General features: G+C 64.0%; 20 protein-coding genes and 1 pseudogene. 10 read left to right on the top strand and 11 right to left on the bottom strand.

Annotated elements, in window-relative coordinates:
* Positions 1–139: 139 nt before the first annotated feature.
* The gene (locus tag DMX11_RS22400; protein WP_110746960.1) at positions 140–1,174 is read right to left on the bottom strand and encodes an AraC family transcriptional regulator; all 1,035 of its coding nucleotides are present in this window, start codon (positions 1,172–1,174) and stop codon (positions 140–142) included.
* A 57-nt stretch (positions 1,175–1,231) separates the two neighbouring features.
* Complete coding sequence (locus DMX11_RS22395) at positions 1,232–2,095, bottom strand: LysR substrate-binding domain-containing protein (protein WP_110746958.1); 864 nt, start codon at positions 2,093–2,095, stop codon at positions 1,232–1,234.
* A 112-nt stretch (positions 2,096–2,207) separates the two neighbouring features.
* Here DMX11_RS22395 and DMX11_RS22390 point away from each other — a divergent pair, with 112 nt between their 5' ends.
* Both DMX11_RS22390 and phnX read left to right on the top strand, forming a co-directional pair.
* Complete coding sequence (locus DMX11_RS22390; RefSeq protein ID WP_110746956.1) at positions 2,208–3,314, top strand: 2-aminoethylphosphonate--pyruvate transaminase; 1,107 nt, start codon at positions 2,208–2,210, stop codon at positions 3,312–3,314.
* A 34-nt stretch (positions 3,315–3,348) separates the two neighbouring features.
* The gene (gene phnX, locus DMX11_RS22385; protein ID WP_110746954.1) at positions 3,349–4,176 is read left to right on the top strand and encodes a phosphonoacetaldehyde hydrolase; all 828 of its coding nucleotides are present in this window, start codon (positions 3,349–3,351) and stop codon (positions 4,174–4,176) included.
* A 108-nt stretch (positions 4,177–4,284) separates the two neighbouring features.
* Here the strand turns inward: phnX and DMX11_RS22380 are convergent, their stop codons facing one another.
* A complete protein-coding gene (locus DMX11_RS22380; protein WP_110746952.1) occupies positions 4,285–5,349 on the bottom strand; it encodes an AI-2E family transporter in 1,065 nt (354 codons plus the stop codon).
* A 134-nt stretch (positions 5,350–5,483) separates the two neighbouring features.
* Between DMX11_RS22380 and yegQ the strand changes: the two genes are divergently transcribed.
* From yegQ to DMX11_RS22360, 4 genes are all read left to right on the top strand, one after another.
* A complete protein-coding gene (yegQ, locus tag DMX11_RS22375) occupies positions 5,484–6,803 on the top strand; it encodes a tRNA 5-hydroxyuridine modification protein YegQ (protein WP_110746950.1) in 1,320 nt (439 codons plus the stop codon).
* Positions 6,804–6,906: 103 nt separating this feature from the next.
* Entirely contained in the window at positions 6,907–7,335 is a 429-nt protein-coding gene (locus DMX11_RS22370; protein ID WP_110746948.1) for a DUF411 domain-containing protein, read from the top strand.
* Positions 7,335–7,772, top strand: a complete 438-nt coding sequence (locus tag DMX11_RS22365) for a YqaA family protein (RefSeq protein ID WP_110746946.1) — start codon at positions 7,335–7,337, stop codon at positions 7,770–7,772. The genes DMX11_RS22370 and DMX11_RS22365 overlap by 1 nt, the downstream gene beginning before the upstream one ends.
* Positions 7,773–7,846: 74 nt before the next feature.
* Positions 7,847–8,845, top strand: a complete 999-nt coding sequence (locus tag DMX11_RS22360) for an alpha/beta fold hydrolase (protein WP_110746944.1) — start codon at positions 7,847–7,849, stop codon at positions 8,843–8,845.
* Positions 8,846–8,873: 28 nt separating this feature from the next.
* Here the strand turns inward: DMX11_RS22360 and DMX11_RS22355 are convergent, their stop codons facing one another.
* From DMX11_RS22355 to DMX11_RS22330, 6 genes are all read right to left on the bottom strand, one after another.
* Positions 8,874–9,455 (bottom strand): DinB family protein, encoded by a 582-nt coding sequence (locus DMX11_RS22355; protein WP_110746942.1) that lies wholly within the window; start codon positions 9,453–9,455, stop codon positions 8,874–8,876.
* A 14-nt stretch (positions 9,456–9,469) separates the two neighbouring features.
* A complete protein-coding gene (gene zapE / locus DMX11_RS22350; RefSeq protein ID WP_110746940.1) occupies positions 9,470–10,576 on the bottom strand; it encodes a cell division protein ZapE in 1,107 nt (368 codons plus the stop codon).
* A gap of 127 nt (positions 10,577–10,703) precedes the next feature.
* Positions 10,704–11,855 (bottom strand): PQQ-dependent sugar dehydrogenase, encoded by a 1,152-nt coding sequence (locus DMX11_RS22345; protein ID WP_110746937.1) that lies wholly within the window; start codon positions 11,853–11,855, stop codon positions 10,704–10,706.
* A 22-nt stretch (positions 11,856–11,877) separates the two neighbouring features.
* Complete coding sequence (locus tag DMX11_RS22340; protein WP_110746935.1) at positions 11,878–12,195, bottom strand: hypothetical protein; 318 nt, start codon at positions 12,193–12,195, stop codon at positions 11,878–11,880.
* A 188-nt stretch (positions 12,196–12,383) separates the two neighbouring features.
* Positions 12,384–13,349: an agmatinase gene (speB, locus tag DMX11_RS22335; protein ID WP_110746932.1), complete on the bottom strand. Its 966-nt coding sequence runs from the start codon at positions 13,347–13,349 to the stop codon at positions 12,384–12,386.
* 24 nt (positions 13,350–13,373) lie between these two features.
* On the bottom strand, positions 13,374–14,453 hold the full coding sequence (locus DMX11_RS22330; protein ID WP_110746929.1) for a polyamine ABC transporter substrate-binding protein: 1,080 nt from the start codon (positions 14,451–14,453) through the stop codon (positions 13,374–13,376).
* Positions 14,454–14,555: 102 nt separating this feature from the next.
* On the opposite strand from DMX11_RS22330, the pseudogene DMX11_RS22325 reads away from it, so the two are divergent.
* Positions 14,556–15,445: pseudogene (locus DMX11_RS22325) on the top strand (LysR family transcriptional regulator).
* A 256-nt stretch (positions 15,446–15,701) separates the two neighbouring features.
* A complete protein-coding gene (locus tag DMX11_RS22320) occupies positions 15,702–16,184 on the top strand; it encodes an LEA type 2 family protein (RefSeq protein ID WP_110746927.1) in 483 nt (160 codons plus the stop codon).
* A gap of 17 nt (positions 16,185–16,201) precedes the next feature.
* Here DMX11_RS22320 and DMX11_RS22315 read toward each other — a convergent pair whose 3' ends face one another.
* On the bottom strand, positions 16,202–16,465 hold the full coding sequence (locus tag DMX11_RS22315; RefSeq protein WP_110746924.1) for a hypothetical protein: 264 nt from the start codon (positions 16,463–16,465) through the stop codon (positions 16,202–16,204).
* 129 nt (positions 16,466–16,594) lie between these two features.
* On the opposite strand from DMX11_RS22315, the gene DMX11_RS22310 reads away from it, so the two are divergent.
* Positions 16,595–16,915, top strand: coding sequence for a YqjD family protein (locus DMX11_RS22310; protein ID WP_110746922.1), 321 nt, complete (start codon positions 16,595–16,597; stop codon positions 16,913–16,915).
* Positions 16,916–16,998: 83 nt separating this feature from the next.
* Here the strand turns inward: DMX11_RS22310 and DMX11_RS22305 are convergent, their stop codons facing one another.
* Positions 16,999–17,616 carry a tRNA-(ms[2]io[6]A)-hydroxylase gene (locus DMX11_RS22305; protein ID WP_110746919.1) on the bottom strand — a complete coding sequence of 206 codons (618 nt, stop codon included), beginning with the start codon at positions 17,614–17,616 and terminating at the stop codon, positions 16,999–17,001.
* A gap of 256 nt (positions 17,617–17,872) precedes the next feature.
* On the opposite strand from DMX11_RS22305, the gene DMX11_RS22300 reads away from it, so the two are divergent.
* Positions 17,873–18,736 (top strand): universal stress protein, encoded by an 864-nt coding sequence (locus tag DMX11_RS22300; RefSeq protein WP_110746916.1) that lies wholly within the window; start codon positions 17,873–17,875, stop codon positions 18,734–18,736.
* Positions 18,737–18,746 lie beyond the last annotated feature (10 nt).

Raw genomic sequence — 18,746 nt, 5'->3', positions numbered from 1 at the left:
TTGACATGGGAAACACCCACTCTGTCAGCTGATACACGCCGTCATCAGGGGGAACCTCAGCCACCGGCCCCAGGGCCTGCATGAAACGCCTGGAGAGGAAGGTCGGGCAAGGCAGTTAGCAGGGCAGCTTCATCGCGTATCAGGGCTGTTCCGCTGCGGGCGCTTGTCGCCCCAGCACCAGGCTTCGGTAATGCCCCGGATTGCAACTGAACCACTTGCGAAACGCCTTGTAGAACGAGCTGCTGTCGGCAAAGCCCAATCGCTCGGCGATTTCGCCAAGGCCCACGGCGGGGTCGGACAACCAGGCAATGGCCTGCTCGCGGCGTACGCTGTCCTTGAGCCCCTGGTAGGTTTGCCCCTCCTCCGCCAGGCGCCGGCGCAAGGTTGAAACAGAGATGCACAGCCCACCGGCCACGGCTTCGGCATCCGGCCAGCCGGCCGGATCCATGCGCCGCAACTGATCGCGGATGCGCCGCGCCAGGCTGGCGGGGTCACGGTATTTCACCAGGATATTATCGGGCGCACCGGCAAGAAACCGCTGCAACTCCTCTTCGCTGCGTTTTAGCGGCAGGTCCAGGCAATCAGCCGCGATGATCATGCGCGTACGCGGGCGCTCGAAGCACAGGTTTTCCGAAAACATCACCCGATAATCGTCACAGAACGGCGGCTCGGCGCAGCGCAGGTCAATGGCCAGGATAGGGATGCGCCGCCCGGCCAGCCAGCACGCCACGCCATGCACGATCATCCAGAAGGTGAAATAGGCGAATGCCCGTCGCGGCGTGTCACGCGGTTCGTTGATGACAATTTCGGCCAGGCCCTGCTGACGCACCAGGCTCGGCTGCAGGTCCTCGAGCATCAGCGACAGGAATGCCAGCGCGGTTTCGAGGCCTGCGCCCAATGTCGGCTGGCCCATGCTGGCCCGGCACATGAACGCCAGGCTGCCGCTGCGCAAGCCGCGCGGGTCCATGGCGAAGAATTCGTCGTTGCAGCGCTGCGCCAGCAAACGCCATAGCCGGGCATAAGACTCGGCACTTACCCGCGCCTCGGGCAGGTTCAGTTGCCCGACTGCAATGCCGGCACGGGCCAGCAGGCGGGTATCGGGTTCACCGGCGGGGCATGTCTGCAACAACGCCTCACGCACAAGCTGCATGGAAATGGTGTCTTTATCGCTCATCGACGATCCTGTCGGCCCAGTGCCGGCCATCTTAGGCTGCCCCGCTGAAAACAGCCATCACAGGGCGGAGGCCAGGCCGAGGAACGCCTGGATCAAGCGTAATTCCTTGCGCCGCTCCAGGCACCCGACCATGTGCTGGTTGAGCAGCCCCCGACCCGCCAAGGGCCGGGCCACCACGCGCGGGTCATTGGCCACCTCCGTCGACGACACCACGCCAATCCCCAGTTCCGCGGCCACCGCCTCGGTCACGGCCTCGCGGCTATCCAGTTCCAGCAGCACCCGCGGCTGCACGCCGGCAGCACTGCAAGCCTTGTCGAACGTTCGCCGGGTCGTCGAACTGGGTTCCCGCAACACCATGATCTGCTGGTGCAGCTCAGCCAGCGGCAAATCGCTTTGCGCCTGCGACCAAGGGTGGCCGGACGGCAGCAAAGCGCACAGGCGCGACTCGCAAAGGTTCTGCAAGTACAGGCCTTTACGTGGTTCGATCTCGGTCACCACTGCCACGTCGGCATGCTCGGAAAGCAGCGCAGCCAAGGTTTCCTGGGCGTTACCGAGGCGCAGGTTGACGGTAATGCCCGGGTAGCGCTCGCGCAATACGGCAAGCATCGGCATGACCCGATGCGGGCCGTCAGCGGCCACCTCGAGGCGGCCGGTGAGCAATTGGCGGTTGGCTTCCAGCATGGCCTGGGCTTCTTCGGCCAAACCGAACATGGCTCGGGTAATGGCCGCCAGGCGAGTGCCTTCTTCGGTCAACTCAACCCGCCGCGCGGTGCGCCGCAACAGGGTGATCTGGTAGTGCTCCTCCAGCGCTTTCACGTGCCCGGTCACCGCCGGCTGGCTGATGAACAGACGCGCAGCGGCCCGGGTAAAGCTGCCCTCACGGGCCACGGCATCGAAGGCACGTAACTGGAACAGGTTCATATTTATCGGCCTGACTTATAGCTCGGATAACAACAAACAATTTGATTGATGGCAGCGTGAATTGCAACCTAGGTCTCGTAGCTTCTGCCCACCGCTTGTGAGGAATAACGGAATGAGCAACGCACCGATTCTGCTGACCCCAGGTCCCCTGACCACTTCAATCCGCACCCGCCAAGCCATGCTGGTGGACTGGGGCTCCTGGGACCGCGATTTCAACCAGCTGACCGCCAGCGTCTGCGAGCAGCTCCTGGCGATCATCGACGGCAGCGCCAGCCACCACTGCGTGCCCCTGCAAGGTAGCGGGACGTTCGCCGTGGAAGCCGCCATCGGTACCCTGGTACCCCGTGACGGCAAGGTGCTGGTGCTGATCAACGGCGCCTATGGCCAACGCCTGGCCAAGATCTGCAAGGTGCTGGGCCGCACCTACAGCACCTTCGAAACCGCGGAAGACCAACCGACCACCGCCGCTGATGTCGATCGCCTGCTTGCCGCCGATCCGGCCATCACCCACGTGGCACTGATCCACTGCGAAACCAGTACCGGTATCCTCAACCCGCTGCCGGAAATAGCCCAGGTCATCAAACGCCACGGCAAGCGCCTGATCATCGACGCCATGAGCTCGTTCGGCGCGCTGCCCATCGATGCCCGCGAAGTGCCCTTCGAAGCACTGATCGCGGCCTCCGGCAAGTGCCTGGAAGGCGTACCGGGCATGGGCTTCGTATTTGCCGAGAAAACCGCCCTGGCCGCCGCTGAAGGCACTGCCCACTCGCTGGCCATGGACCTGCACGACCAGCACGCCTACATGGCCAAGACCGGCCAGTGGCGCTTCACACCGCCGACCCACGTGGTCGCCGCCCTGCACGAAGCGCTGCAACAGTACAACGAAGAAGGCGGCCTGCCCGCTCGCCACCAGCGATACGCCGACAACTGCAAGACCCTGCTCGACGGCATGGCCGCCATCGGCCTGCGCAGCTTCCTGCCGGCCGAGATCCAGGCGCCGATCATCGTCACCTTCCACGCACCGAACGATGCCCGATACCAGTTCAAGGACTTCTACGAGCGGGTCAAGGCCAAAGGCTTCATCCTCTACCCGGGCAAACTGACCCAGGTCGAAACCTTCCGCGTCGGCTGCATTGGCGTAGTCGGTGCGGATGGCATGCAAGCTGCCGTGAATGCCGTGGCCGAAGTGCTGCGGGAAATGGAAGTACTGGACATCTGACCCCCTGCCTACCCGACTTCAGGAATCAGCGCACATGAACTACAGCAACCCTACTCAGCTGCAAGCCGCCATCCTCGACTGGGCCGGTACCGTGGTCGACTTCGGCTCGTTCGCCCCGACCCAGATCTTTGTCGAAGCCTTCGCCGAGTTTGACGTGCAGGTGTCCATAGAGGAAGCCCGCGGGCCAATGGGCATGGGCAAGTGGGACCACATTCGCACCCTGTGTAACGTGCCGGAAATCGCCGAGCGCTACCGCAAAGTATTCGGCCGCACCCCGACCGATGATGATGTCACGGCCATCTACAACCGCTTCATGCCATTGCAGATCGAGAAGATCGCCGTGCACTCGGCGCTGATCCCCGGCGCCCTGGAAACCCTCACCGGGCTGCGCCAAAACGGCCTGAAGATCGGCTCGTGCTCGGGCTACCCCAAAGTGGTGATGGACAAGGTGGTGGCGCTGGCGGCGCAGAACGGCTACGTGGCCGACCATGTGGTAGCCACTGACGAAACCCCGAACGGCCGCCCGTGGCCGGCCCAGGCCCTGGCCAACGTGATCGCCCTGAGCATTGACGATGTAGCGGCCTGCGTGAAGGTCGACGACACCGTGCCAGGCATTCTCGAAGGCCGCCGTGCCGGCATGTGGACTGTGGCGCTGGTGTGCTCGGGTAATGCCCTGGGCCTGACCTGGGAAGGCTACCGCGCGCTGAGTGCGGAAAAGCTGGAAAGCGAGCGCAAGCGCATCCACACGCTGTTTGCCGGCTCGCGCCCGCACTACCTGATCGACACCATCAACGAGCTTCCGGAAGTGATCGCCGACATCAACCGCCGCCTGGCCAAGGGCGAGATGCCACAGGCCTTCTGAAGCCCTGGGCAGCGGGAGGAGCGGCCTCGTGTCGCGACCGGGCCGCATTGCGGCCCGATCAACAGGCCAGCCTGCAAGCTGGCCCTCGCCCGCCTGCGTTGGCCAGCTTTACTGCGGCAACTGCACCTGTGGCTTGGTCGCGGCAAAAATCGCCCAGCTGGACACGAACAGCGCCGCAATCAAGGGCCCGATCACAAAGCCGTTGAGGCCGAACACTGCCAGCCCGCCCAACGTCGAGACCAGGATCAGGTAGTCCGGCATACGCGTGTCCTTGCCCACCAGGATCGGCCGCAACAGGTTGTCCACCAGGCCGATCACCAGCACCCCGAACGCGGTCAGGATGATGCCCGACAATATCGCCCCGGTCAGCAGGAAATACGCCGCCACCGGCGCCCAGACGATGCCCGCACCCACTGCCGGCAGCAGCGACAGAAATGCCATCAGCACCGCCCAAACCAGCGCGCTGGGGATATCCAGCACCCAGAAGATGAGCCCGCCCAGCGCACCTTGGGTAATCGCCACCAGCACGTTGCCTTTCACCGTCGCCCTCACCACCCGGTTGAACTTCAGCTGCAAGCGGCGCTTCTGGTGTTCGGGCAGCGGCACCGCCAGCCGCACACGGCGCGCCACTTCGGCGCCTTCGCGCAGGAAGAAGAACAGCAAATACATCATGATGCCGAAGCTGATCAGGAACTCGAACGTGCCCTGGCCAAAGCTGAACGCCTGGCTGGCCAGCACCTGGCTGCCTTGGGTCGCCCACTTGGTGATCTTGTCGCGCAAGCCGTCGAGGTTGCCCATGCCCAGGTTGTCCAGCCCATGCTGGGCAAACGCCGGGAGCATGTTTATCCCGCGCTCGACGTACCCCGCGATGTCCAGCTGCCCGCTCTCGATGCGCTGGTACAGGGTGGCGCCCTCCTGCACCAGCAACACGCTGGTGATGAATACCGGGAGCACCGCCACCAACAGGCAGACCACCGTCGTGGTGAGCGCCGCCAGGTTGCGCCTGCGGCCAAAGCGAATCAGCAAATTACGTTGCAGCGGGGCGAACAGGATACCCAGCACAACCGCCCAGAAAATCGCGCCGTAGTACGGCAGCAGGATCCAGACAAAGGCAATGGTCACCAGCGCCAGCAGCACTGCCAAGGCTTTGTTCTGTAGAGCGGCTTCGTTCATCTCAGGTCCTCGAATGGCTTATGCGATATTAGTGCGCGCCGCTTGGCCAAAAGTGCCGCTACTCCCTTGACGTAAATCAATACGTGTATGGATCAGGGGCTCTAGCATCCGCGCCCTTTGCCCCGGTGCGCACCATGACCTCCATCGCCAAGCCCGAACTGCTGGCCCCCGCCGGCACCCTCAAGACCATGCGCTACGCTTTTGCCTATGGCGCCGACGCGGTCTACGCCGGCCAGCCGCGCTACAGCTTGCGGGTACGCAACAACGAATTCGACCACGCCAACCTGGCGCTGGGTATCGAGGAGGCGCACGCGTTGGGCAAGCGCTTCTACGTGGTGGTCAACATTGCCCCGCACAATGCCAAGCTCAAGACGTTCCTCAAGGACCTGGCGCCGGTAATCGCCATGGCGCCGGATGCCCTGATCATGTCCGACCCCGGCCTGATCATGCTGGTGCGCCAGCACTTTGCGCAGATGCCGGTGCACCTGTCGGTACAGGCCAACACGGTCAACTGGGCCACCGTACAGTTCTGGCAGCAGCTGGGCCTGAGCCGGGTGATCCTGTCGCGCGAGCTGTCGCTGGAGGAGATCGAGGAAATCCGCCAGCAGGTGCCGGGCATGGAGCTGGAAGTGTTCGTCCATGGTGCCCTGTGCATGGCCTATTCCGGCCGTTGCCTGCTGTCGGGCTACCTGAACAAGCGTGATGCCAACCAGGGCACCTGCACCAACGCCTGCCGCTGGAAGTACGACGCCACGCCCGCCACCGAGACCGTCACCGGCGACATTGTCCGCGAAGTTCAGCCCACCTTGGGCCTGGGCACCCCGACCGACCAAGTGTTCCTGCTGCAGGAAAGCAACCGCCCCGGCACTGAGATGCCGGCGTTCGAGGATGAGCACGGCACCTACATCATGAACGCCAAGGACCTGCGCGCCATCCAGCACGTAGAGCGGCTGGCCGGCATGGGCGTGCACTCGCTGAAGATCGAAGGTCGCACCAAGTCGCACTTTTACTGCGCCCGCGCGGTGCAATCCTACCGCCAGGCGATCGATGACGCGGTGGCGGGGCGGCCATTCGACCGTGCCCTGATGGGTAACCTCGAGTCGCTGGCCCAACGCGGCTACACAGAAGGGTTCCTGCGCCGTCACGTGCACGACGAGTACCAGAACTACCAGCGTGGCAACTCGGTGTCGGAGCGCCAACAGTTCGTCGGCGAACTGACCGGCGTGCGCGTCGATGGCCTGGCCGAGGTCAAGGTCAAGAACCGTTTCGCGGTAGGCGACCATATGGAGCTGATGACCCCGCGTGGTAACTACCACTTCGACCTTGAGCACATGAGCGATCGCCAGCGGCAACCGTTGCAGATCGCCCCCGGCGATGGCCATACCATCTACCTTCCAGTTCCCGAACAGGTGCCCTTGGCCTACGGCTTGTTGATGCGTGACCTGCCAGGTTGAGTGCAGTAGCGACAGTTCGATCCTGGTAATGCAACAGGCACCCCTGCGCCTGGGGCCACTTGCGCTATGCTGCTGGCCTGCGCGTCCAGAGGAGTGTTTCACCATGCTGCACAAACACCTGCTTACCGCCGGCCTGCTGGCCATCACCGGCCTGGCCCAGGCCGCCGAAACCATCGACGTCTACCGCGATCCCAGCTGCGGCTGCTGCAAGGCCTGGATCAGCCACCTGCGTGACAACGGGTTCACGGTCAACGACCACGTCGAGCCGAACATGAGCGCAGTCAAGCAACGCTTGGGCGTGGCACCGCGCTTGGCGTCGTGCCACACCGGGGTCATCGACGGCAAGTTCGTCGAAGGCCACGTGCCGGCCGAGCAAGTACGCCTGCTGGCCAAGCGCAGTGACCTCAAGGGCCTGGCCGTGCCGGGCATGCCGATGGGCTCGCCAGGCATGGAAATGGGTGACCACAAAGATGCCTATGAGGTCATCGGGGTGACCCAGGATGGCCAGGACACCGTGGTCGCCAACTACTGATGCTCAGCCTGTGGGCGCTGTTTTTCAGCGCCTTGGGGGCCGCCACCCTGCTGCCGCTGCAATCGGAGGCTGTGTTGGTCGGCCTGTTGCTGCGCGAACCCCAGGCCTGGGCGACCCTGCTGCTGGTGGCCACCGCGGGCAACGTGCTGGGCTCGGTGGTGAACTGGCTGCTGGGCCGGGCCATCGAGCACCTGCGTGACAAACGCTGGTTCCCGTTCAGCGCGGCACAGCTGGAGCGCGCGCAGCAGCGCTACCAGCGCTGGGGGCAATGGTCGCTGCTGCTCAGCTGGATGCCGGTGATCGGCGACCCGCTGACGCTGATCGCCGGGATCATGCGCGAGCCGTTCTGGCGCTTCCTGCTGCTGGTGACCGTGGCCAAGGCCGGCCGCTATGCCGCGCTGGCGATGATTACCCTGGGCTGGTTTCACGCCTGGTAACACCTTTCACGTTTCGCGTGGTCCATGGGCTGGTACATTCCCTCTTCCTACATGGTCCTACATGGAGTGCCCCCATGCTGCGCGCAACCGCCCTGGCCCTCGCCTGCCTGGCCAGCGGTTCGGCCTTCGCCGCCGAATCGCCCACCTACGGCCCTCAGCTCGAGGGTTTCAGTTACCCGCATCCGCTCAAGCATTTTGACTTCACGTCCCAAGGCCAGGCCCTGCAGATGGGCTATATGGACGTCCCCGCCCAAGGCAAGGCGAACGGCCACAGCGTGGTGCTGATGCACGGCAAGAACTTCTGCGCCGCCACCTGGGAAACCACCATCGATGCCCTGAGCAAGGCCGGCTACAGGGTCATAGCCCCGGACCAGGTCGGTTTCTGTACTTCAAGCAAGCCGGCCCATTACCAGTACAGTTTCCAGCAACTGGCGGACAATACCCATGCCCTGCTCGAACAGCTGGGCGTGCAGCAAACCATTGTCCTTGGCCATTCCACTGGCGGCATGCTTGCCACCCGCTACGCGCTGATGTACCCACAGCAGGTGGAACGGCTGGCCATGGTCAACCCGATCGGCCTTGAAGACTGGAAGGCCCTTGGCGTGCCCTATCGCACCGTGGACCAGTGGTATGCCCGCGAGCTGAAGCTGGATGCCGAGGGCGTACGCGACTATGAGCGCAAGACCTATTACGCCGGGCGCTGGAAGCCGGAATACGAACGCTGGGTGCAGATGCTGGTGGGCCTGAACAAAGGGCCGGGGCATCAAGCGGTGGCTTGGAACTCGGCGCTGATCTACGACATGATCTTCACCCAGCCGGTGTACCACGAGTTCAAGGACCTGCAGATGCCGACCTTGCTGCTGATCGGCGACAAGGACACCACGGCGATTGGCAGTGATATCGCACCGCCCGAGGTGAAGGCCAAGCTGGGCAGGTACGAAGCGCTGGGGCCGCAGGTGGCCAAGCTGATTCCCAAGGGTGAGCTGATCACCTTCGAAGGCATGGGGCATGCGCCGCAGATCGAAGAGCCGGTGCGGTTCAATCGCACGCTGGTGGAGTGGCTGAACAAGTAAGCCAATGAACGGGGCTGCTTGGCAGCCCCTACATTTTCCAGACCTGCGCCTCGGTCCAGCCCAGCTCGGCAAAATCATCTGCCCTTGACCCCGCCTCTTCCTCGCAGAAAAACTCGTCCAGCTGCGGCGGCCTGACCGCCGTGTCACTGAGCATCGCATGCACTTGCCCACGGTGATGCACCTGGTGCTCGAACAGGTGCGACAACAAGCGCAGCCGCTGCTCGCGCTGCACACGCTCGGGCCGCACGATACTCACATAGCGGCGCAATTCGTCATCGTTCAGCGTGCGGCAATACGTGATCAAGCGGTGATCGGCCTGCGCTTGTTCGGCATGCAGGTCGGTACAGGTAGCAAACGGCTGCTCCGGGTCGAAAAAGCGCTCGCCATCGGCCTCAGGCTGCTCGCCACGCTGCTCGCACTCAAGCATGTGCAGGTAGAACCAGTCCACCGTCAGCAAGTGGTTGAGGGTGGCCTTGATCGACGGAAAAAAGCTGCAGCGCGGGGCGACGAATTCGTCCTGGCTCAGTTGCAGGCAAGCCTTGTACAAGCGGTGGTTGGCCCAGCCATTGTTGTAAGCCTGGGTCAGCAGATGATGCGACAACGGCTGCATGGTTCGGCTCCTTCTCAAGCGAAGCGTTGCAGTTGCATCTCCCGTAGCCGGCTCAGGGTCCGTTGATACGGGAACGCCAGATACCCTTCAGTGTAGAGGGCATCGAGCGGCACCTGCGCTTCCAGGTACAACGCTACCCGGCGGTCGTAACATTCGTCGACCAGGGCAATGAAGCGGCGCACCGCATCGTCCTTGGGCGACAGCGCCGGCAGCTCGCGGTCTCCCGCCACCACCCGCGCCGCCGCATCCTCAGTGCCACGGGCAATACGCCCGGCCCGCTGCTCACCGCCCAGCGCCGGAATAGCCGATACCAGAATGGCCGGGAAGCGGTCGCACAGCGCCATGAATTCCAGGGCGGCGAGCGGTTGCTCGCACAGGTCGGCAAAGCGGCACCAGATGGCCTGTTCGCTGCGGCGCACCACTTGAACGTGCCTGGAACCGATGACCAAGGGCTGCTCAGTGCCGGCATCGTCGGGGCTGAGGTGGCGGAACACCTCGTTGAACTGGCTGGCCTGCCCCGCCCCTGCTACCCAGTAGCGCTGGTGTTCGGCGCCAGGGTGCAGGCGGTGGTCCTGCTCGCCGGCCACCGGCAGTACCTGCATGTGCCGCTGGATGGCGGCAATGGCAGGCAGAAAGCGCTCACGGTTGAAGCCATCACGGTACAGCTGTTCGGGTGGCTGGTTGGAAGTGGCAACGATCACCACACCCTGATCGAACAACACCTGGAACAGGCGACCGAGAATGATCGCGTCGCCAATGTCATTGACGAACAGTTCATCGAAGCACAGCACGCGGATCTGCCCGGCAAGCTCCCGGGCCAGGGCCAGCAAGGGGTCGGCAGTGCCGTTAAGCTGGAACAGCCGCTGGTGGACCCAGGCCATGAAATGGTGAAAATGCTGGCGCCGGCCAGGCACGCGCAGGCAGCGGTGGAACTGGTCCATCAGCCAGGTCTTGCCGCGGCCGACCGGGCCCCAAAGGTAGATGCCCCGGGTCGGGCGGCCTCGTTCGACCGCCAGGAAGCAGGCCTGCAAGGCATCCACGGCGCGGGCTTGGGCAGGGTCGGCGACATAGCCCTGACTGGTCAGGGCCTGCTGGTAGAGGGATTGGGGAGTGGTGGCCATGCGGCATTCTACCCGAATGCCGCAACGTACCTCATGCCACGGACCAACTTGCGCGCAGGCGCCAGGATGGCGCGTCTCCCCGTGGGCGCAGACACGCCCGGCAATTGCCACATGCCATGCCGGGCTCTCAGGCGTCGTTGGCCAGGCCCACTTTCAGCAGCGCACCGTCCTTGTCATCGGTCAGCACATACAGATAGCCATCCGGCCCCACCCGCACATCGCGAATCCGCGCCTTCAGGTCGCCCAGCAGGCGCTCCTCGTGCACCACCTTGTCCCCGTTCAGCTGCAAGCGGATCAGCTCCTGTGTCGCCAGCGCACCAATGAACAGGTTGTGGTCCCACGCCTTGAACATGGGGCTGTCGTAGAACGCCATGCCGCTGATGCCCGGCGACTTCTCCCAGACGTGGTGCGGGTCGACCATGCCATCGACATGCTTGCCCTTGGCCTCGGGGATCGGCAGCATCGAGTAATTGATGCCATGGGTTGCAATCGGCCAGCCATAGTTCTTGCCAGGCTCGGGGATATTGATTTCATCACCACCACGCGGGCCATGCTCGTGGGTCCACAGCTTGCCGGTCCAGGGGTTCAGCGCGGCGCCTTGCTGGTTACGGTGCCCAAACGACCAGATCTCTGGGCGCACGTTGTCCTTACCGACGAAAGGGTTGTCCTTGGGCACTTCGCCGTCCGGGAGGATGCGCACGATCTTGCCCTGCAGCTTGTCCAGGTCCTGGGCAGTGGGGCGCTGGTTGTTCTCGCCTAGGGCGATGAACAGGTAGCCGTTGCGGTCGAATACCAGACGCGAACCGAAGTGGTTGCCGACCGACAACTTGGGCTGCTGGCGGAAGATCACCGTGAAATTCTGCAGCCGGGCGCGGTCTTCGGACAGTTGCCCGCGGCCGACCGCTGTCCCTGCCTTGCCGTCACTGCCCTCCTCAGCGAACGACAGGTAAACGGTGCGGTCCTTGGCGAACGCGGGCGACAGCACTACATCCAGCAGGCCACCCTGGCCCTCGGCCCACACCTTCGGCACGCCGCTGATCGGCGGGCCGACCTTGCCTTCAGCATTGACCAGGCGCAGGTTGCCGGAGCGCTCGGTGACCAGCATGTCCTTGCCGCCCGGCAGGAAAGCAAGCGCCCAGGGGTTGCGCAGGCCATCGGCCACAGTGCTGACAGTCAGTGTGCCCTCTTCACTGCGAAACTGCTGTTCAGCCGCCGCTTGCGCCAGCAAGGGCAGCAGTGCGGCGGCGGTGAGGGTGGCTAGCCAGGGTGCTCGAAGCATGCAGAATTCCTTTCAGATGGGCTCATGGCGCACGCGGGTTGTCGCGCGGTGGCCGGGTAGGTTCCAGGTTCGGGGTTCGCTGCTGGCGGCGCAGGTTATCGCCATTGCCGATGCCGCGATTGTCCAGTGTCGGGGGTCGCTGGTACGGGTCGGTGGACGGGCCGCGGACCGGCGGGGTGGCTGGCATGCTGCCCTGGCGACTGTTGGGGTTGGCGCGCTGGATCGGGCTGTTGTAGGGGTTGTTGTTGCCGGCGGCGAGCTGCAACGGTGGCTCAGGGGCGGCGTGCGCGGGCAGGCATAAAGCCAGGCCGAGGGCCAGGATGGGCAATGTCGGGGTCATGCTTCACCTCCTGTACGAAAATGCCGCGCCTGGTGGGTTTGATAGCCTAAGGCGCCGGGGGTTCGCGGCAAAAGCGTGAATGCGGATGGAGTTGATTCCTGATGTTTCAGTATGCGCCCATTCGCAGCACCTGCGTGCTCCCGCAGCAGCAGCCTGGTGCTGCGAATGGGCCACAAAGCGGGCCCAGGTTACTGGCCTTTATCCACCTTGTGCCGCGCCGCATACAGGCACAGCATCTCCATCGCCAGGGTTGCCCCGGCCAATGCGGTGATATCGGCATGGTCATAGGCCGGTGCCACCTCCACCAGGTCCATGCCCACCAGGTTGATGCCGCGCAAACCACCAAGAATCTCCAGCGCCTGGACCGTGCTCAACCCGCCACACACCGGCGTACCGGTACCGGGCGCGTAGGCCGGGTCGAGGCAGTCGATATCGAACGTAAGGTAGACAGGCCGCTCGCCCACCCGCTGGCGGATCGCCGCAATCACCGCCTCGGTGCCCTGGCGATGCACCTGCCGGGCATCGACAATGGCAAAGCCCTGGCTGTCGTCGTTGGTGGTGCGCAGGCCGATCTGCACCGAATGGGCCGGGTCCACCAGGCCTTCGCGGGCGGCATGCCAGAACATGGTGCCATGGTCGATGCGCTTGCCCTCCTCGTCCGGCCAGGTATCGCTGTGCGCATCGAAATGGATCAGTGCCAAAGGGCCATGCCGGCGGGCATGGGCCTTGAGCAGTGGGTAGGTGATGAAGTGGTCTCCCCCCAGCGTGAGCATGGCGCAGCCGGCTTGCAGAATATGTTCGGCATGGGTTTCGATGCTGTCCGGTACCGACTGCGGCGTGCCGCTGTCGAAGGCGCAGTCGCCATAGTCGATCACTGCCAGGTGGTCGAACGGGTCGAATGCCCACGGCCAGTGGCGGGCCCAGGCCTGCTGCACCGAGGCGGCACGGATTGCCCGTGGGCCGAAGCGCGCGCCAGGGCGGTTGCTGGTGGCAGTGTCGAACGGCACCCCGCTGACCACCACGTCAACCCCACGCAAGTCGCGGCTGTAGCGGCGGCGCGAGAAACTGGTAATGCCGGCGTAGGTACTTTCTGCGGCAGTGCCATACAGGCTGTCGCGGGTCATGGCCTGGTCATTGTTTGCGGCTTGATCCACGGTCGGGCTCCTCGGTCGTTAGGGTCATTGGCGGCTGCGGAAAGCGGTCCACAGGCGGTTGCGCTGGCGCAGGTCGGCCAGGGCCATGCTGCGGTCGGCATACAGGCGCTGGCGCACTTCGGCCGGCGGATAGATGTCCGGGTCGTTGCGTACCGCTTCGTCGACCAACGGCGTGGCAGCCTGGTTGGCGTTGGCGAAGAACAGCGTGTTGGTCAGTGCCGCTACCGACTCGGGCTTGAGCATGAACGCGATGAACGCCCGCGCGGCCTCGGGGTGCGGGGCGCCCTTGGGAATGACCAGGTTGTCTTGCCACACCAACGTGCCTTCGCGGGGGATGCGGTAGATCACCTCGAACGGCTTGCCGGCACGCCGCGCCTGGTCGGCCGCCATCGCCGCATCACCGTTGTAGGTCAGCGCCAGGCACACGCTGCCGTTGGCCAGGTCGCTGATCTGCCGGCCATTGGCGACGTAGCTGATCGACGGCTGCAACTGGCTGAGCAGGTTCTGCGCAGCGGCCAGGTCAGCCTTGTCCTGACTGTAAGGGTGCTTGCCCAGGTAGTTCAGCGCTACGCCGATCACCTCCTGCGGCGAGTCTGGCATGGCGATACCGCAATCCTTCAGGCGGCTGGCGTACTCGGGCTTGAACAGCAGATCGAGGCTGTCCAGCGGCACATCGCCCAGGCGCTGGCGCACCGCCTCCACGTTCACCCCCAGGCCCAGGGTGCCCCAAGTGTACGGCACGGCATGGCGGTTGCCGGGGTCGGCCTCGGCGAGCTTGGCCAACAAGTCCTTGTCGAGGTTGCCATAGCCAGGCATGGTCTGGGCGTCCAGCGGTTGCAGGGCATTGGCCTTGAGCGCCCGCGCCAGCACGGTGGACGACGGTACTACCACGTCGTAGCCGCTGCCACCGGTCAGCAGCTTGGTTTCCAGCACTTCGGTGGTATCAAAGGTGTCGTAGCGCACCTTGTAGCCGGTTTCCCGCTCAAAGCGCTGGAGCGTTTCCGGGGCGACGTAGTCGGCCCAGCTGTAGAGGTTGACGACCTTCTCTTCGGCTTGCAGCGGCAAGGCCAGGACCAGGGACAACAGGCACAACGATCGACGCATGGCGGACACCTCGGCAAATGGGTGGATGCCGCGAGCATGCCAGCCGGGTTACATTGCAGGAATGGCAAGTTTGCAAAGCTGACATTCTTCAGGAGCAATGTAATGCTCGGACAAGTGCACGACCCCGACCTGCACCTGCTGCGGCTGTTCGTCACTGTAGTCGAGGCTGGGGGCTTCAGCGCCGCGCAAGGCGTGTCGGGCTTGAGCCAGCCCACCATCAGCCAGCGCATGGCGCAACTGGAGGCTCGCCTGGGTTACCGCCTGTGCAGCCGTGGCAAGGGCGGTTTTCACCTGACGGAAAAAGGCGAAATGCTATTGGAAGCGGCACGCGGGCTGCTGCTGAACATCGAGCAGTTTCGCCAGCAAGCCAATGGTGTTGCCGGGCGGCTGCTGGGGACGGTACGCATTGGCCTGGCAGAAAACCAGGACAAGGCGGTGAACCTGAAGCTGGCGGCTGCCATCGCGGCGTTTCGCAGCCGGGAAGAGTCGGTACAGCTGGAGCTGATCAGTGCGCCACCGGCCGAGCTGGAGCGGCTATTGCTCGAGCAACGGCTGGACTACGCCATCAGCTACTTTTCCGGCAACCAGGCAGCGTTCGATTACCAGCCGTTGTTCGAAGAGCGACAACGGCTGTATTGCGGCAAAGGGCACTCATTGTTCGGCGAGACGGGCGTCGCGCAAGAGCGCTTGCTGGAGCAGGACCAGGTGCGCCATCCGTATCGTTTTCTCAAAGGCGACGAGCCGTTCCAGAGCCGGCGCAGCATGGCGGTGCGGAGCAGATCGAGAGCGTGCTGACGTTCATCCTGTCGGGGCGGCATATTGGCTATCTGCCATACCATTGCGCGCGGGCGTGGGAGGCCGAAGGGCTGTTGTGGCCGCTGGACCCGGGGCTGGATTTTGTCGTGCCATTTACCCTGGCCCGGCATCGGGCGCAGGTAGTGGGTGAGGCTGCCAATGTCTTCGCCCAGGATTTGCTGAAGGCGTTTGCCTGAGCCGGTCTCTGTCACACGGACCTCGCAAAGCCTGACAAATGCCGCGCCAGATCCTGAAGCAGGCCGTCGTAGTACGCCTGGAAACACGCCAGCGGGCCCGACACAGGTGACGTCAGCATGGGTTCAAGAACGGCCGGTAGGAGAAGTTATTGGGCGTTAATGAGAAACAGGGTCTTTCGTCTGGGCCGATACTTTCAACGCCAACGCGTATTTGCCACACTGGCCACTCGTTCACTCTGGCAAGGTCGCCCCCCCCATGACTGCCCGTCTGTACCGCTACACCCGCCTACTGATGGCCGTGCTGCTGACCAGCAGCCTGGCCGCCTGCGCACTGTTCCAGCCGCGCGACCCGGTGAACATCAGCGTGATCGGCATCGAGCCACTGCCTGGGCAGGAGCTGGAGTTGCGCATGGCGGTGAAGATGCGGGTGCAAAACCCCAATGAGGCGCCGATCGACTTCAACGGCATCGCCCTAAACCTGGAAGTCAACGGCCAGCCGCTGGCCGCCGGGGTCAGTGACCAGCAAGGGCACATTGGCCGTTACGACGAGGCAGTGATCGTGGTGCCGGTCAGCATCACGGCGTTTTCCTTCCTGCGCCAGGCCTACGGGCTGGGCCAGCTGGACTCACTGCAGGGCCTGCCGTACAAGCTGCGCGGCAAGCTTGCCGGCGGGCCGCTGGGGACCGTGCGCTTCACCGACGAGGGCAAGCTGGACTTGCCCAAGGGCGCCTACTGGTAAGCGCCCGGCGGGGGTACTCAGCGGCCGGCGCTGGCCGCTGCCATCAACTTGTTGACCTCGCTGCGCACCATGCTGGCGTATTCGGGTGGCGTCATGCCCTCCAGCTCGGCGCGTACCCATTCGGCCCATTTGCCCTTGCGCCGCGGTTTTTCGGCGATCAGCCGGGCCGCTTCACCCTTGGCCTTGCCCAGGTTGTTCTGCCACATTTCGAAAAGCCGAGCCTTCTCTGCCTCGATCTGTGCCCGTTCCTCGAAGCTCATGTTGGCCAGGTTGAAACTCATGAAGATACCTGCATGTTTGAAAATGACCGCTATCTTACACCCAGGCATTGCAACATCGCTAAGCCGGCGCAACTTTCCCGACGCGGCGGCATCCATTGTTCAAACCACCCCATCGACGAGGACGAGTTCATGGCCCGGAAAAACGCCGCGCTGGCCGACAGCGATCAGATCAAGGACCAGGTGTTCAGCGAGTTGCAGTCGCTGATCGAAGAATCGGAAAAGCTGCTGAATGACAGCGCTGCCCTGGTTGGCGAAGAAGCAGACAGCCTGCGCGCGCAGGTCAGCCTGAAACTCAAGCAGGCACGCCAGGCCGCTGGCAGCGTGCGTGAAAAAGCGCAACCGGTGGTGAATGCCACTCAGGACTACATCGGCGGCCATCCATGGCAGACCGTAGCCATTTCTGCCGGCCTTGGGCTGGTGGTGGGCCTGCTGCTGGGCCGGCGCAACTAGGCTCAGGTGACACCAGGCGCCGTGTGAAAAGCCTTGAGCCGGCTTCTCACACAGCGCGTTGGGCTTGGGCCGCCTGCAACCCATCAGACGGCTTGGGCCAGCGGTATGCCGCTGTGGAAGCGCAGTTCCTGGTCCGGTGACTGGATCAGTTCCATCTCCGCAGCGCGCACCAGCTCCACCCGGCGGGCGATGTCCGCCTCTTCACCGTAGTTGTGCGCCAGTTTCAGGTAGCCCTGGTAGTGGCGCGCTTCGCTTTTCAGCAGGCCATGGTAGAAGCGGCCGAGCTCCTCATCCAGGTGCGGTACCAGCGCGGCGAAGCGCTCGCAGCTACGCGCTTCGATAAATGCCCCCACCACCAGCGTATCCACCAGCTTGACTGGCTCATGGGCGCGCACCAGGCGACGCAACCCGGAGGCATAACGCCCCGCCGACACCGGGCGCAACGCCACCCCGCGGCGCTTCATCAGGCGCAGCACCTGCTCGTGGTGCACCAACTCCTCACGGGCCAGGCGCGACATCATGTTGATCAGGTCAAGGTGGGTGTTGTACTTGGCGATCAGGCTCAAGGCGGTGCTGGCGGCTTTGAATTCGCAATTCTTGTGGTCGATCAGCAAGGTTTCCTGGTCGGCCAGGGCTGCTTCGATCCAGGCGTCTGGGGTCGGGCAGCCAAGAAAGGCGTCGATTTCGGGGATCAGGGACATAAGCGTGCAACCACACAGAACAGGCAGGGCCGGCGATTATACCGGCGGCGGCGGGCGGCGCCAGTGACTATGCTTGATGCACATCAAGCGGCGGTGAGGCCAGTCCCGACTATAGTCTGGGCCAGGCCAGTTCCCACCAGACAGCGCCCGGTTTGGAGTCGCCGCGATCGATGAGGGAGCTGGCTTGCCGGCATTGGCTGCGCAGCGGCCCCGGTTTCAGCCGGCATCTGCCACTTCTTTCAAAGGGAGCACGCCCATGCAAGCCGTCCGCAGCATCCTCGTCGTCCTCGACCCCGAGCACGCCCACAGCCGGGCGCTGACCCGGGCCAAGCTGATCGCTGGGGTCACCGGCGCGCGCCTGCACCTGCTGATGTGCGACAAACGGCATGACCACAGCGCGCTACTGAGCCTATTGAGCAGTCAGTTGCACGATGACGGTTACGACAATGTCACCCACGAAGAGGCTTGGCGCGACAACCTGCACGACACCATCATTCACGTGCAGCAGGCCGAAGGCTGTGAACTGGTGATCAAGGAACACCGCCCGGACAACCCGCTTAAAAAGGCCCTGCTCACGCCCATTGACTGGAAGCTGCTGCGCCAGTGCCCGTGCGCGGTGCTGATGGTGAAGAGCGAGCGACCGTGGACCGGCGGCAAGATCCTTGCCGCAGTAGATGTAGGCAACCAGGATGAAGATCATCGCCGGCTGCATGCCAGCATCATCGACCATGGCTTTGAGATTGCCAAACTGGCCAAAGGCGAGCTGCATGTCATCAGCGCCCACCCATCGCCAATGCTGTCGGCCTCGGACCCCACCTACCAGCTAAGCGATACCATCGAGCAGCGCTACCGCGAGGCGTGCAAGGCGTTCCAGGCCGAGTACGGCATCAGCGAAGCGTGCCTGCATGTTGCCGAAGGGCCGGCGGACGTGCTGATTCCGCATACCGAGAAGCAGCTGGCTGCGGTGGTGACGGTGATTGGTACGGTGGGCCGCAGGGGGCTTTCCGGGGCATTGATTGGCAACACCTCAGAGGTGGTGCTGGATGCCCTTGAAGGGGATGTGCTGGTCCTCAAGAGCGAGGAAGCCATTGCCCATCAGGCGGAACTGGCCCGCGGCTGAGGCGATCAGG

The sequence above is a fragment of the Pseudomonas sp. LB-090624 genome (assembly GCF_003205205.1).
In the GTDB taxonomy this organism is placed as follows: Bacteria; Pseudomonadota; Gammaproteobacteria; order Pseudomonadales; family Pseudomonadaceae; genus Aquipseudomonas.
The sequence above is the reverse complement of the archived record's forward strand: the minus strand, read 5'-3'. Positions and strand labels throughout refer to the sequence as shown.